Origin of the sequence: Rhodoferax antarcticus ANT.BR (assembly GCF_001938565.1) — a bacterium.
GTDB lineage: Bacteria > Pseudomonadota > Gammaproteobacteria > Burkholderiales > Burkholderiaceae_C > Rhodoferax > Rhodoferax antarcticus.
In genome coordinates this window covers 275,252-289,835 of record NZ_MSYM01000011.1, presented here as the reverse complement: position 1 = coordinate 289,835, position 14,584 = coordinate 275,252, and the positions used below count along the sequence as shown (strand labels likewise).

The window sequence follows — 14,584 nt, the reverse complement described above, 5'->3', positions numbered from 1 at the left end:
ACTCTTTCAAGCGCCAAGCACGGCCGCCTGCGCAGCACGGGTGATCGCGTCACGCAGTGAGACGGAAACAGAGGCACCCAGCCCAGTCTTTATTTTTTGAATATCGGGAACATAGATGCTGCGCTGACTATGGTCAAAATTTGAGCCTCCAATGATATCCACCGACTTACCCGGCGTTAGAGTATCTCGAACCAAATTGGCTAATTCGGCAATACTTATAGCCTCATCCGAACCCACGTTGTAGGCTGCGCCCGCCTCGCCTTTATGCAGCAACAGCATTAGCCATCTAGCCAAGTCAGCTTGGTCTAGGTAAGACCGCAATGGTGAGCCGTCTCCACTTACTGTGATCCTGTCGCCATGCAAGGCATCACGAATAAAGTTACCAATAGCAAAGTGCACATTCAAAGGTAGATCAGGCCCAACGAAGGCAAAGCACCGCGCTACCACTACCTCTAGCCCGCTTGATTGATCGTATAACGCGCACAAATGTTCTGCAGCTCGTTTGGCTACGCCATAGGCCTGTTGTGGGTCCATCGGGTCGGGCATGCCGTGGTACGTCTCGGGCACAGTCACCATTCCAGCCGGCATACGGCCATAGACCCCCCCGCTGCTGGTCAGCAGAAAACGCTGGGCGCCACAAGCCAGTGCGAAGTCCAGCATCTGGCGCGTGCCGCTGACGATCTGGTCATAGCGCTGCAGCGGCGACAGCTGCGGCCCCAATGTGGAATCAGCAGCCGCGTGAAGGACGTGGCTGAAACGCTTACCACGCGGCAGCTTGTGTGCCTGCAGCACGTCGCCCTGCAACCAGCACGCGCGCCCTGCCAACTGCGGATGCTGGGCTGCAAAGCGGGCTGGGTCGCGGCTTAGCACGGTCAGACGCGGCGCAGCAGCGCCAAGTGCTGCGAAATGCCGCAGCAGCGCAAGACCAAAGAAGCCAGTACCGCCCGTAAGAAGCACATGGTGCTGAGAGCCGAGGGCGTCTAGATCAGACGGCCGCACTAACACCGCCATACATCAGCACCAATGGGTTCTCATATTGCGCAGCCAGCGCACGCGCAATGGCCTTTTCGGCGCGGTAAGAGGAAATAAGAACGGGCACGCCTGGGTAGTCAACCAGCGCCTCTGGAGCCTGCACAGGCCATGAATCAAACTGCTTGCCGTGCAGGTTGCGGTTGCCATCCAGCACTGCCAACACGCATTGACGTTGCTCGGGTTGCAGCGCTGGTATGAGACGGGCGCTATGGGAACCCGCACCGTAGAGCACGAAGGGCTCATCAGGCACACACTGTAGTGCCCGGGCCAGTCGCACTGTCGATCCGGCAAGGTAAGCGTCCATCCTCGCGCTGTCCTCGCGTTGCGTACTAGTCGCACCACCCTGACCTACTTCGGCCATCACAAACAATGCGCCGGACCCGACGCTAGGCAGCGTTAACACTTCGTGCATCAGTAACTTCGCACCGAGCCTACCTAATAGGTTGCGCAGGCTAATAACGCTGAAAAACTGGATGTGTTCCAGAGAAAGCTCACCCAGTGGTTCGCCCGCATCACCGCGAAACTCCTCCAGCGCCGGGACTTCTAGCAATAGACGGGCCCCTGGTCGCATATGACTGATCAATTGCGCTAAGTCGCTGTGCAACTGGGGCAGGTGCTCCAACACCGCCATCAGGCAGACCAGGTCTGCTTGACGCAAGTCCATTACCTCGCCCGCATTCGCCAGCCAGCCAGTGCGAATGTCGGTGAGGTTAAAAAGCGCAAGCGCCACTTGGGCAGATTGTGGGGCTGGGTCAATACCCTGCACTTGCGACCAGCCGGCGTCGCGCAATGCTGCAAGCAGCACGCCAAAGCCGCACCCAATGTCAACGATGCGGGCTGTCTTGGGCAGCCCGGCACGCTGACACAAAGCCACAGCGGCGGCTATACGCTGGCGGTCCAGCGCCGATACGCTACCTTGTGCGTCGTACTTGGACACCGCTTGATAGTAGGCAGCGTACTGTGCATCAGGTGGCAGGTCGCTCGCGTAATGAAAACCGCAGGCACCGCAACGGGCCACCTGATAGCTCATGTCCAAGTCGTGAACGGCCGCTAGTTGGTTATGCAGCAACAGCTTGGGCTGATCGGTGTTACAGACTGGGCAATGACGGTGCTGCGATGTCATGCGGGCACTGCGTAAATAACCAAATCGAAACTGTTATGCGTGTGCTGCCGCATGTGCAAACGGTAGTCTGTGCAGAGCTCCGCTAGCACGTCGGGAATCACCCACAGATCTTCGGGCCGGTGGTAACCGGATATCGCCAGTACTGGGCGTGAGTCGCGCAGGGTTTGCGCCGCGCCGCGCAGGGCAGCCACCTCTGAGCCCTCCACATCAAGCTTGAGCAAGTCAAGTTGCGCGCCCGCTAGAAACTCATCAATGGCCACGGTGGCAATGCCCTCATCGCCATCAGGGTGCACATTGCCGGCTTCGCCCAAGCCAGTGTTGAAGCGCAGCAAGCGGTAGCAGTCGGCCAGCGCCAAGGGCAGACAAAGCCCCGGCAGGTGGTGCCAACGCACGGTTTGGCAGAGCTTGGCGAAGTTAGCCTTGTCGGGCTCGAACAACCAAGCTTGCCCCACTTGACGATGTCCTAGCAGGTCAATGAAGCTGTCGCCGTTGTAGGCACCACCGTCCAGATAGCTCAGACCCTCTGGCTTCAGGTGCGGCAGGGACAGTTCGTTGAAGTATTGGGCATCCGTGTGAGTGAAACCTGCGTAGGCGTCGTTCAACCCTAGGCGAAAGGCAACCAATTGTTCAAAGCACTGACGGCTGACGTCGTCGGCCAACCGGGCGTGGGTGCGACTCAAAGCGTCCAAGTTCTGCAACAAAAAAGCTGGGTCAGCCAACCAGTAGCGCCAGCCCAGTTGCGAGGCAAATTGAGCATAGATGTGCCAGGGCATCACCACGCGCTGGCAGCCAACTTTGCGAGCCAGCTGCGCCAAGCCATTGAGCGGCATAACGCGGTTGTAGATACCAATGAGTAACGGCATGGCCAGATCTGCCTCGGTGAGCTGACTCCAGCCTCGCACTGGCAGGCCTTCAACTTCACTTTGCGCGGGCAGCGTTTGCACAAAACCAGCGACACGCACGCCCTGTTGGACACAAGCGCTGGCCACAGCGCGGCCGAAGAGCCCAGTGCCGAAGATCCACACCGACTCGCCGACATTCAATGGCCGCAGCGGCTTGACTCTTGCCGCGAGTGACGTAGCCCAATCGCTCATCGGTTGATTGCCCGCACAGCTACAGCCTCAGCGCGCACGCCGTCTCGCTCTTCCACCGGCAAGAAGGGGTGCATATCGTCCAGCTCGGGGGTGATGAACTTGCCGTCGTCGCCGACGAGCGATTTGATACGAGGCACGAATTCTTGGCGCGGATCGACGTGCACATTTAGAAGCATGGGCCCGGCTTGCTGCATCAGCAAGTCGATATCCGTCAACGCGCCCTCGCCTTCCAATGTGTGGGCCTTCAGGCCATACGCCTTGGCCAAGGCTTCGAAATCGGGGAACTCGACACCCGTGGCTGGCGTGGCACCAATCACCCGGCCAAAAAAATTCTCGTGCGTTTGCCAGATGCTCAGGTAGCCAGCGTTGTTCAACACGACGATGATGACCGGCAACTGCAAGGTCTTGAGCGTTTGCAACTCCTGTACGTTCATCTGTAGGCTGCCATCGCCGGCAAAGCAAATAACGCGGCGGCCCTTTTCGGCGCAGGCGGCGCCAATGGCTGCTGGTAAGTCATAGCCCATGGACGCTGAGCCGGAATTGCTGAAAAGCCGGTTGCCGCGCTGCAGACGGGCCATCTGGAACGGCAGGATGCAAGCGCTGGCATTACCACAAGCCACAACATCGTTAGGTCGAAGATTTTGAAACACACGGTCCACCAGCCGATAGGGGTTCAGTGGCGCACCTTCTACAAATGGGTGCTCTTGGCGCGGGTCGAACCGCTTGTTCAGGCCACGCACGAAATTTTGCCAAGGACTGAAGTCGGGTAGTTGCACATTAACCAACGCTTGGTCAAGTGCAGCGATGAACCGCTTGGCGTCCGATTGCACCCGCAAACCCGGTTGTACGCCGGGCTTGTGCAACTCGGCTGAGTCGATGTCCACCTGCACCACAAAGCCGTGCTTGGCGAAGCTTTCCCAGTTGTAGCTGGTCTGGCGAATGTTGAGCCTGGAGCCAATTACGATGACCAAGTCGCAACCCTGTAGCGCAAAGTTTCCTGGTCGGGTACCAATAGTGCCGGGGCGGCCGGCGAACAGTGGGTGGTCGGAGGCAATCAGGTCGTGAGTCCATGCCGTGGCCATGGGTACGCCGCAAAGTTCACCCAGAGCAACCCAATCATCCACCGCGCCAGCCAGTCGAACGCCGGTACCGCCTAGCAGCAGCGGGCGCTGGGCCGATTGCAGGCGACGTGCGATTTCGGCACAAGCAACGCCCAAGTCATCTTGGGCCATAAGCTCGGGTAGGACAGCGTCAGGGATTTGCAGTTCAACTACGGCTTGCTGAATATCCAAAGGGATGTCAATCCAAACCGGCCCCGGCCGGCCCGATACCGCCAGCGCATAGGCCTTAGGCAAGGCTTCGATGAGATCTTCGGGCGTTCGCATCAGCTGCGCGTGCTTGCAGAGATGCTGCGCCATGGCCACCGTAGGACCTTCTTGGTCGCCAAGTTGGCGTAGCCCAGGCAGGTTATGGAAGTCAAGACAGGTCTCGCGCTTGACTTGGCCGGAAATGACAATCATCGGGATCGAGTCAGTATAGGCACCAAACACGCCGTTTAAAGCATTGATTGAACCTGGCCCGGTGGTGAGCATGACCACGGCGGGCTTGCCCGCAATGCGCGCATAGCCCTCTGCCGCCATGGCACAAGCCTGCTCATGGTGCATGAACGCACAGCGTAGGCTGGGATGACCACCTAAGGCTTGGTTTAGGAACATGGCACCACCACCGGTGACGGTGAAAACCTGCTCCAAACCCTGGCGCACAAGCCAGTCGGCAATCTGTTCTGCAACACGTTTCATTCAGAGCCCGCGATTCAAAATGAGGCTTTTAAGCCCAGGATTCTGGTTGTAGGGTCCGCTCAAGTGATCAATCGTCAAAGGGCTATCGACCTCAATTGCAGACGCTAGCACCTCACCATTCATGATTTCACGGCATGACAACTGGCCTTTACGCAAAGGGATTGCAAGATAGAAGTCGCGCTCAAAACTCTCTTTAGTGAACACATAACCCGGTTCTAAATTGCGCTTGGCATAGGCGCCGCGTACCAATGCATCCAAATATTCCACTTCTTTTCTGGAGATGATGCGCTTGGACCGACTACGACCACCGCACATTTCTGCAGCCTTGTGAAACGCCTTGAACCAGGTGTCGCATTGCTGCGGCAGAGAGCAATAAGATGCGACTGAAACGCCCTCGTGATCAATGTCAATATGCCGCTCCCAAGTGCGTGCGCCCTTACCGTATGAAATCAAAATGGACGATTGCCAATCGTGGTATTCGTGGGTCGAAAGACCAATCACATGGTCGGGATAGCGGGACTTTAAATAATCAATTTGGTCTAATTCAAGCTCGCCATCTTCAGAAGGGTAGAGCGAGACACAATGATTGATGGCAAGCGGGATATCGCGTTTTTCATAAAAACTAACCAAGTCATCCAAGTCTTTTTCAGAAGCGCCGCCGGTGGACACAATGGTGGGGCGCCGGGTAGAGGCAATCTTCTCAATCAGCACCCAGTCATTCATGTCTGAACTGGCGATTTTGATGATCGGCATGTCGAATTCGACGCAAAGGTCAACAGACGCTTCGTCAAATGGCGTGGCCATTGGGATGCAGCTCAGATACCGAATTTCTTCGACCATGCGGGCAAAGTCTGTCTTGCTCAGCTTGGTGTCTTCTGTCTTTTTGATGTAACGGTGATCTATGCTGCCCTTGAATTCGGGATGAATGAACTCATCCACGTCGCGGAATTGCAGCTTGATAGCAGCTTTGACGTTGTTGTAGCGGACTATGGCAGCATGGTCACGAATAATCTTCAGACCGCGATCAACCTTACCCCAATGGTTGTTGGCGAGCTCTAGAACAAAAAGATTCTCGAATAAATCCCGGTCTTTTTGACTTATATAGCTCATATCCTTGCTCCTGAATCCATCTAAAAATTAATGCCTAGGAAAACCTCGATCTTGTGCGCCGCAAAGTCCAGCATCTCTGGCGTAAGCGCAGGCTGCACACCAATCCAGAAAGTGTTGTCCATCACGTTGTCGGTATTGGTCAGGTCGCCGCTGATGCGGTAGTTGGCGCCAATCATGTAAGGCTGGCGCGTCAGGTTGCCGGCAAACAGCAGGCGCGTGCCGACTTTGTTTTGGTCCAGGTAGGTCAGCAAATCCAGCCGGGTGACCGGGCAGTTTTCTTTGAGCGTTATGGGGAAGCCGAACCATGAGGGATCGGAATGCTCGGTCGGCTCGGGCAGGCTGACGAATTCTTCACAGGCTTTCAGGCGTTCTTTCAGGAAGGCGTAGTTGTCTTTGCGGGCCTGGATGAACTGCGCGGCCTTGTCCAGCTGGGCCAAGCCGCAAGCGGCCTGCATGTCGGTGATCTTGAGGTTGTAGCCCAGGTGGCTGTAGGTGTATTTGTGGTCGTAGCCGTACGGCAGGTCGCCCAGCTGCTGACAAAAGCGTTTGCCGCAGGTGTTGTCTTTGCCCGGCTGGCAATAGCAGTCACGGCCCCAGTCGCGAAAGCTCTCGGCGATGGTTTTGAGTTCGTCGTTATTGGTAAATACCGCGCCGCCTTCGCCCATGGTGATGTGGTGTGCCGGGTAAAAGCTCAAGGTGGCGATGTCGCCAAAGGTGCCGACCATCTGGCCGCGGTAGGTGGTACCCAGCGCATCACAGCAGTCTTCCACCAGCCACAAGTTGTATTTTTTGCACAGGGCCGTGACGACATCCAGGTTGAACGGGTTGCCCAGGCTGTGCGCCAGCATGATGGCCTTGGTCTTGGGGCCAATGGCCGCTTCGATCTTGCTGGCGTCGATGTTGTGGGTGAGGCGGTCCACGTCCACAAACACCGGCACGGCACCAAACTGCAAGATGGGGTTGACGGTGGTGGGGAATCCCGCTGCAACGCCAATAACCTCGTCGCCTTTTTTAATGGCCCGGTCGCCCAGCTTGGGCGAAGTCAGGGTGCTGAACGCCACCAGATTGGCCGATGAGCCGGAGTTGACGGTGATGAGGTGCTTGATGCCGATAAAGGCCGCAAGCTTTTTCTCAAACTCAGCGTTGAAACGACCGGTGGTGAGCCAGCCGTCTAGCGACGCGTCCACCATGTTTTTGAGCTCGGCGGCATCAAGCAGCTTGCCGGAAGGGGGGATGGGTGTCTGACCCGGAACGAACGGCTCTGGGGCGTAGGCGCTCACTGAAAAATGGGCCACGTCGTCTTTGATGATTTGACGCAATACGCTTTGCAGTGCTTTTGGGGTGAGCTGCGCCAGTTTTTTAACAGCCAAACGGGCGCTTAAGAGCATGGCTTTCTCTGCCCGTACGTAGCTTTTATAGGCTAGCGGTTCGCCGTCAAAATCTGCCTCGCCCAAGGGCAACCGCATGGCTGGCGGGGTGGGCTCGGTGGTGGTTATAAAAACAAAGCGCGCGTCGCCAGCGCTATCGGTTGGAGTTATGGCCAGCGCAGGGCGATATCTGGTTTCGCTCAAGTCAGGGTAGGGAAACGGCAACTTGTAAATGCCACCTTGTTGAATGTCAAGCATGGTTCCACACGTCTTCTGCTGGGTTAAGTAGATCGGTCTGAGCAAAACCACTTTGGCTTTGCATTTGCCATGCGGCGCGCTGCTCGGGGCGTAGGCTGGCTGCCACTGCGCTGAGTGCAGCGGCGCTGTTGCTAGGCAGTGATGTGCCCTTTGGCAAGAATACGACCACCACCTCAGCATCCCGGGGGATGCCCAGATGGGCCAGCTGGTCTAGTTGGATGTGACCGTCATGGCAATGGGCTTGTATGGCAAGCATATGGGCTACTCCGTTTCTGAGCGCGTGGTGAGCACGTCAATGCTGATTTACAGCCATGATGACTGCAGCACAGTAACGCCCAAAAATTAGACTAACAGTGGCGGCGACTTTAGCGGATGCATTCATTCGTTTGACTCATAAGAATCAATGTCCACGCCACACAATTCCCGCGCATCGGCACCAGCGTGCTGCTTTACATACCAATCCATGGTGCGCGCAACAGCCTGCGGCAGAGTCCAGCGCGGATGCACGCCCAGCACGCTGCGCGCCTTGGCGGTTTCCAGCGCCAGCCACGCAGTCTCATGCGGATGACTACTATTTATCTGATAGCTTGTTGCGCAATAGGGGTATGGGCTAGATGCCATTTTCATTACTTTTTCTACCGTTGCGGCCTCATGCGTGGGAGGACCAAAATTGTAGGCACCGGCAAGCTCTGGCTGCTCCCACAAAACCTCGGCCAAGCGAAGATAGCCCGCCAAGGGCTCCAGTACATGTTGCCAGGGGCGAATGGCTTGGCGGCTACGAATAGACAGGGTCTGACCCGCTTGCCAAGCCCGCACCGCGTCAGGAATAAGGCGATCCTCAGACCAGTCGCCTCCGCCTATGACATTGCCCGCGCGCGCGCTGGCAATAGCTACACCTTGCTGCGCCAAAAAAGCGTCGCGGTAGCTGGCAATCACCAGTTCGCTGGCCGCCTTGCTGGCGCTATAAGGGTCATGCCCGCCCAGCGCATCGTCTTCTCGGTAGGGGTAGGCGTGCTCCAGGTTGCGGTAGACCTTGTCGGTGGTCACCATGACGGCCACCCGCACGCTGGCTAGGCCGCGCAGGGACTCCAGCAAGTTCGCAGTGCCCATAACGTTGGTGGAAAAAGTAGCCAACGGGTCACGGTAGCTGGCGCGCACCAAGGGCTGGGCGGCAAGGTGTAACACAAGCTCCGGCTGCGCCTCTTGCATCAGGTGCGCAACGGCAGTTGCGTCACGAATGTCGCAGAGACGGCTGCACATTCCATCCGAGACACGCGCCGTGTCAAAAAGGCTAGGTGTCGTGTTGGGTACCAACGCCAAACCAGTGACTTCTGCCCCCAGGCGCTGCAGCCACAAGGCCAGCCACCCGCCTTTGAAACCGGTGTGCCCGGTGAGCAGCACGCGCTTACCGCGCCAAAAAGATGCGTTGGGGTGCATTACCACACCTTCCATGGCGCTTGGCCAGATTCCCACAGGTCTTCAAGCTGCGTTTTGTCACGCAGGGTGTCCATAGGCTGCCAAAAGCCATGGTGTTCGAATGCCATGAGTTGTTGTTGACTTGTCAGGGTCTCAAGCGGAGCAGATTCCCAAGGACTGGCATCGCCTTGAATAAGGCTCAAGACCTGTGGCGAGAGAATGAAGTAGCCGCCATTGATCTGCCCACCGTCGCCTCGTGGCTTTTCAGCAAAACTCTTGACTTGTCCACCTTTGGTCTGCAAAGCACCAAAACGGCCCGGGGGCTGCACGGCGGTCACCGTGGCCAGCTTACCGTGGGCTTGGTGGAAGGCGATGCTGGCGCGAATGTCCACATTCGCCACGCCATCACCATAGGTGAAGCAAAAAGCGTCTTCGCCCTGCAAGTAGCGCGCCACACGTTTGAGACGCCCGCCCGTTTGCGTGTCTTCACCGGTGTCCACCAACGTTACCCGCCAGGGTTCGGCGTGGTGCTCATGCACTTCCATCTGGTTGTTGGCTAGGTCAAAGGTGACGTCGGACATGTGGAGGAAGTAGTTGGCGAAGTATTCCTTGATGACGTAGCCTTTGTAGCCGCAGCAGATCACAAAGTCATTCACGCCGTGGGCGGAGTAGGTCTTCATGATGTGCCACAAGATGGGCTTGCCGCCAATCTCGATCATGGGCTTGGGCTTGAGGTGGGTTTCCTCCGAAATGCGGGTCCCAAGACCCCCTGCAAGAATCACCGCTTTCATGGCGTGGCAGCTCCAAGGTTTGAAGCCCCAACTGTAAGCGCAGTCTGCGCGCTGCAAGCCTGGCAATAGCGGCCTATATCTTGTCTATTTTGAAATTTTGGGGGAACAGGGGCGCGCAATTTTGTCGATTTGATTCGCGGCGGTTTTGAGCGTGGTTTTGGCGAAGCCCGGGACATCCTCAGCGGTTTGGGTGTGCTCGGCGCGGACAGCCCCATTGAGCAAGGCATCAACCAAACTTTTGCGCTGGTGATGAAGGGCTATGACGATTTTCTGGCCGCAAAGCTGAACCCCCAACCAGCGGCCAACACGCCGCTACAAGACACAAGTGCGGCCCAGCGTTAGTCAAGTAAGGGCATTAGCTAGAAATTGCTATTACTTTCGTAGCTTTTTGCGCTTATTCCATATGGGCTACAGGTCTATTTTGCTTTTAAGTAGCTCAGTGCGGGCGTAACGCTCTTTTGTGCACGGTCTAGCTCTGGGTGATTTAGAAGCGCTGTTGCTGGCGTTGGGCGGCGAACCCGATGATGGCGTAACATTTCCGCCATGACCACCGATATCGCTGCCATCCCTGACAACTACGACACGCCGTGGAAGGAAGCCATTGAGCACCACTTCCCTGAATTCATGGCCTTCTATTTTCCCAAAGCGCACTGCCAGATTGACTGGCAAAAGGGCTACATCTTTCTTGACCAGGAGCTTCAAGCCGTGGTGCAAGACGCCGAACTTGGCAAACGCTTTGTCGACAAACTGGTGCAGGTCAACCGCCTGTCTGGTCAGGAAGACTGGATTTACATTCACCTTGAAGTGCAGGGCAGCGCCCAGGCTGAATTTGCGGAGCGCATGTTCGTCTACAACTACCGGATTTACGACCGCTACCATCGCCCAGTGGCCAGCATGGCGGTGTTGGCTGATGACACGCCAAGCTGGAAACCACAAGAGTTTGGCTACGACGTGCTGGACTGCCAGATGGGCATCCGTTTTCCGATTGCCAAGCTGCTGGATTACGCCGACCGGGCAGCGTCCCTTGAAAACGACCCCAATCCGTTTGCCTTGGTCACACTGGCCCACCTGCAAACCAGAGCTACCCGCACCGATCCGCAGGCACGGTTTGCCGCCAAGTGGCGGCTGATTCAGTTATTGTTTCGCCGCGGTTGGGCGCGTCAAAGTATTCTTGATTTGCTGTATGTGCTGGACTGGATGATGAAGCTGCCCGACTATCTTTCAGTGCAGCTATGGCAAAATGTGGCGAATTTGGCGCAGGAGAAAAAAATGGCTTATGTATCAAGTTTTGAACGAATCGCGATTGAAAAGGGTATGCAGGCTGGCATGCAGCAAGGCATGCAGCAAGGTATGCAGCAAGGTATGCGGCAAGGTATGCAGCAAGGCGAAGCATTGGCGCTGCAAAAGCTGCTGACCAAGCGCTTTGGCGTTATTCCGTCTGACACTGTTGGCAAGATAACAACCGCAAGTTCAAAGCAACTTGATGCCTGGCTGGATTTGGTTCTGGATGCGCCCAGCCTTTCGGCGGTTTTTGATGGCCCACCACCGTCAACCCACTGACCAAAGCAGTCTCTCCTAAACAACAATCCCGGTCTTGTACCGGGATTTGTCGTTAAGGGCAACGCAGAGTACTTGGCAAACACTTTGTTGACAAGCCGGGCTATGCGGCGTTGGACGCTGCCACCGGCACCCGGCCCATTTTCTAAAGCTCAAAAAAACCTGTTTTTTCCAGTTTGGTTCAACTCTTAGCCAGGTTTGCCGATGAGTCAAGGGGGGCGCCTTAACGCCCAATACTCACACCTACGGATACATACACGCCGCAGGCCACGGCCGGGCGCATTTTGTCGCTTTCTACAGCTTTTTTCGACGCTTATGCCGCGCAGCCCTAGAACAAAATTTGAACTCACAAACAGTGGCGCGCAATTTTGTTGAATCTGCTACCCGGCGGCTTTAAGCATGGTTTTCGCGAAGCCCGCGAGATTCTGAGCGGCCTGAGCGTGCTCGGCGCGGACAGCCTCGTCGAGCAAGGCATCAACCAAACTTTCGCGCTGGTGATGAAAGACTATGACGATTTTCTGGCGACCAAGCTGAACCCGTGCCCAGCGGCCAAGACGCCGCCACAAGATGCTGGCACTGCTCTGCGTTAGCCGAGTAAGGGGATTCCAGATCTGCTGCCATTTTCGTAGCTTCTCGCCCTTGTTCCACGAGGGCTAGACGCCTATTTCGCATTGAACTCATCCAATGCGGCTGTAATGATCTTTTGCGCACGGTGATCGGCCTGAAACGTTCAAACGCGTCGGCCCCTACAGGCATCATGCGACTGTTCCCCACAGATCATGTTGCGGGCTCAGCCAGGCGTAGTAGTCAAAAAATGGCGGGCTGCTGTCATCTGCTCATGCTCAAAGGCCGACGCAAAGTCGTCCAGATCTTTGGGTTGCAAGCCAACAACCTCACTGAGAGCGACTTTTTTCCAATCAGCAACCGCAGCATAGACCTCGGACAACACGCGCAGGGCTTTCGCCGCAGTCAGAGCGAAGTAGCCACAGCGCGCCAGCAAGGTGGCCACGTCTGTCACCGGGCCATCTAGCTCTGACAGCCAGGTTTTTGATTCGCGCTCTTTATCAGGGAACGGATTCAGGTCAAAGGCCGGTGCGAGTCGCCATTGCCCACAGCCAACATGCAAAAAGCCATGGTTTTGCAGATGATCATCCACGTTGGTAATGAGCAGGTTAAAGACCATGCGCCTCCATAGCTGCTGGGCATCTGCAGTCGGCGCGGCGCAGTTGGCACGTATGGCATCCGCAATTTCGGTATAGGCGTGCTCATCTTGGCGTGACGCCTGCAACATGGATGCGGCTGAAAGGTAGGGTATGCGGGCGTCGACTGCGGTACGGTCAAAGCGCTCAATGATGGCCATGGCTACGCCGTCAACGTCAATCACGCGCGCGGGTGCAGCGTCAATACCGGCCAGCCGCGCCAGCCGGAGCGCTAAAACCTCCCCCCGGGTGACGCTACGGTTGTCGATGATGCTGGGAAACTTGCCAATGGCGAGCCGACCGTTAGCATCAATAACGGTGCACTTGGGCCGCATACCGCCCAGTGATGTGCCCTTGCCTTGGAGGTATTTCAGGTCTTCGGCGGTTTCAGTGCCGCTTTCGACGGCTCGACTGGCGCCATACATGTGTTGCAGCTCTACCAAGGGCGGGGTACTGCGCTGCCCTTGTTCGGCTGCCCTGCAGTAGTTTTTGGCCCTGTCGCGCAGGCGCAGCGCGCCCACCCGACTGGAGTCGTCAACCGCGAGCAGGTAGTCCAGTTCGGTCAAGGCGGCCAGGGTTGGCGCTGTTTTGCGCCGCTTGGCATGGTCCCGCGCAATGACGCGGCGGCCCCATGCATCAGGCGCGGTATCTGCCACTGCATAGCTAAATGGCGAATCCAATGCAGACGCTGCCCTGCGCCATTGAAAGTCGGCCGTCAATTCAAGCTCTGGCGAGATCTTGAAACTGTCTGGGCTTGCCAGCCAGCTTGGGTCGTACACAAAAGCTGTGTTCTCACGCTGCCCTTGCTTGACGTAGGTGAGACTGCCAACGGTAGTGCCAGACTGACCGATGCAGACATCAATTTGCTGCTTGATATGGGTCGACGGGTTCATAGCGCGCCCGGCGAATCGCCTTTAACCGACCGGGCGCGAATCCGCTGAGGTAATTGCGCATCCGTCAGAGTCAGACCAATGTCGTCTTTGGCCGTGTCAAGCAACTTGGAGAGCCCATCAAGCACGCCAAACAGGTGCATCACCCGCGCATAGAAATGAATCGGCACACGCGAGTCTCCTTTTTCCATACGCCGGATGGTAGAAACCGATGCGCCAATTCTTTCGGCAAGCGACTGTTGCGAAATATGGCGCCGCCGCCGCGCCAGTGACACGTCGCTACCCAGCTTGCGGATGGCCCGATCTACCGGAAGGGGCATTGGCAACGATATAGGCTTATCCACCTCAACAGAATCACTAGATGACTTAAAGGGCTCCATGAGGTTGATTATATTCATCCGAACACTGAGCAGACAGGTTCAAGGCCACCCATGTAGGAATTTCCCCTACAAGCCTGCTCCAAAACCCGACACACAGCACAGCCAAACGCTGATTCAAGTTTCTGGCGCACCGTTTCAGAATCGGCTCCATGGTGCTGAAGAAGGTAATTAGGCCCCAAACACCATCCAATTAAATGACCCGATTTTTCCCACGGAGCCCACCATGAACGACGAGCAACTCAACCAGGAAATCCGCGATGCCAACCTCACCTACCTGATGCTGGCGCAAAACGTGATTCGCCGCGACAAGGCTGAGGCGCTGTTTCGCCTCGGCATCTCGGAAGAGTCTGCGGAGATGATTGCCACACTATCACCGGCGCAAATTCTGAAGATCGCCGCCAGCCCCATGCTGCTGTGCCGCTTCCGGGTGGATGATGACATCGTGTGGAGCCTGCTGACCAACCACGCCCCAGCCAAGGTGGACAACGATGCCACCACCAAGCTGCACGCCAGCATTTTGATGGCCGGCCGCTTCGCTGAAGCTCTCTGAGCCCAACCCCAGCCCCAC

14 protein-coding genes and 1 pseudogene are annotated in these 14,584 nt (G+C 56.8%); 4 read left to right on the top strand and 11 right to left on the bottom strand.

The features are described from left to right. Positions 1 to 6: 6 nt before the first annotated feature. From BLL52_RS08360 to rfbF, 9 genes are all read right to left on the bottom strand, one after another. Positions 7 to 1,011 carry an NAD-dependent epimerase/dehydratase family protein gene (locus BLL52_RS08360; protein ID WP_075586224.1) on the bottom strand — a complete coding sequence of 335 codons (1,005 nt, stop codon included), beginning with the start codon at positions 1,009 to 1,011 and terminating at the stop codon, positions 7 to 9. Then, positions 986 to 2,155: a class I SAM-dependent methyltransferase gene (locus BLL52_RS08355; RefSeq protein ID WP_075586223.1), complete on the bottom strand. Its 1,170-nt coding sequence runs from the start codon at positions 2,153 to 2,155 to the stop codon at positions 986 to 988. The genes BLL52_RS08360 and BLL52_RS08355 overlap by 26 nt, the downstream gene beginning before the upstream one ends. Continuing rightward, entirely contained in the window at positions 2,152 to 3,249 is a 1,098-nt protein-coding gene (locus tag BLL52_RS08350) for an FkbM family methyltransferase (RefSeq protein ID WP_075586222.1), read from the bottom strand. Before BLL52_RS08350 ends, BLL52_RS08355 begins: the two co-directional genes overlap by 4 nt. Further along, positions 3,246 to 5,048 carry a thiamine pyrophosphate-binding protein gene (locus BLL52_RS08345; protein WP_075586221.1) on the bottom strand — a complete coding sequence of 601 codons (1,803 nt, stop codon included), beginning with the start codon at positions 5,046 to 5,048 and terminating at the stop codon, positions 3,246 to 3,248. Before BLL52_RS08345 ends, BLL52_RS08350 begins: the two co-directional genes overlap by 4 nt. Beyond that, positions 5,049 to 6,158 (bottom strand): N-acetylneuraminate synthase family protein, encoded by a 1,110-nt coding sequence (locus BLL52_RS08340; RefSeq protein WP_075586220.1) that lies wholly within the window; start codon positions 6,156 to 6,158, stop codon positions 5,049 to 5,051. Positions 6,159 to 6,178: 20 nt separating this feature from the next. Beyond that, positions 6,179 to 7,783, bottom strand: coding sequence for a lipopolysaccharide biosynthesis protein RfbH (rfbH, locus tag BLL52_RS08335; protein WP_241839081.1), 1,605 nt, complete (start codon positions 7,781 to 7,783; stop codon positions 6,179 to 6,181). Then, on the bottom strand, positions 7,776 to 8,039 hold the full coding sequence (locus tag BLL52_RS08330; RefSeq protein ID WP_075586219.1) for a hypothetical protein: 264 nt from the start codon (positions 8,037 to 8,039) through the stop codon (positions 7,776 to 7,778). The genes rfbH and BLL52_RS08330 overlap by 8 nt, the downstream gene beginning before the upstream one ends. Before the next feature lie 122 nt (positions 8,040 to 8,161). Further along, positions 8,162 to 9,235: a CDP-glucose 4,6-dehydratase gene (rfbG, locus tag BLL52_RS08325; protein WP_075586218.1), complete on the bottom strand. Its 1,074-nt coding sequence runs from the start codon at positions 9,233 to 9,235 to the stop codon at positions 8,162 to 8,164. Continuing rightward, a complete protein-coding gene (gene rfbF / locus BLL52_RS08320) occupies positions 9,220 to 9,990 on the bottom strand; it encodes a glucose-1-phosphate cytidylyltransferase (protein ID WP_075586285.1) in 771 nt (256 codons plus the stop codon). The genes rfbG and rfbF overlap by 16 nt, the downstream gene beginning before the upstream one ends. A gap of 126 nt (positions 9,991 to 10,116) precedes the next feature. Here rfbF and BLL52_RS08315 point away from each other — a divergent pair. From BLL52_RS08315 to BLL52_RS08305, 3 genes and pseudogenes are all read left to right on the top strand, one after another. After that, positions 10,117 to 10,332, top strand: a pseudogene (locus BLL52_RS08315) (DUF5610 domain-containing protein); the annotation flags it as partial. A gap of 201 nt (positions 10,333 to 10,533) precedes the next feature. Beyond that, positions 10,534 to 11,550, top strand: a complete 1,017-nt coding sequence (locus tag BLL52_RS08310) for a DUF4351 domain-containing protein (RefSeq protein ID WP_075586216.1) — start codon at positions 10,534 to 10,536, stop codon at positions 11,548 to 11,550. 368 nt (positions 11,551 to 11,918) lie between these two features. Next, complete coding sequence (locus BLL52_RS08305; protein WP_075586215.1) at positions 11,919 to 12,137, top strand: DUF5610 domain-containing protein; 219 nt, start codon at positions 11,919 to 11,921, stop codon at positions 12,135 to 12,137. Positions 12,138 to 12,337: 200 nt separating this feature from the next. Here the strand turns inward: BLL52_RS08305 and BLL52_RS08300 are convergent, their stop codons facing one another. Then, positions 12,338 to 13,639, bottom strand: a complete 1,302-nt coding sequence (locus tag BLL52_RS08300; RefSeq protein ID WP_075586214.1) for a type II toxin-antitoxin system HipA family toxin — start codon at positions 13,637 to 13,639, stop codon at positions 12,338 to 12,340. Then, entirely contained in the window at positions 13,636 to 13,956 is a 321-nt protein-coding gene (locus tag BLL52_RS08295; protein ID WP_075586213.1) for a helix-turn-helix domain-containing protein, read from the bottom strand. The genes BLL52_RS08300 and BLL52_RS08295 overlap by 4 nt, the downstream gene beginning before the upstream one ends. Before the next feature lie 283 nt (positions 13,957 to 14,239). Between BLL52_RS08295 and flhD the strand changes: the two genes are divergently transcribed. After that, on the top strand, positions 14,240 to 14,566 hold the full coding sequence (gene flhD, locus BLL52_RS08290; protein WP_075586212.1) for a flagellar transcriptional regulator FlhD: 327 nt from the start codon (positions 14,240 to 14,242) through the stop codon (positions 14,564 to 14,566). The last annotated feature ends 18 nt before the right edge of the window (positions 14,567 to 14,584 follow it).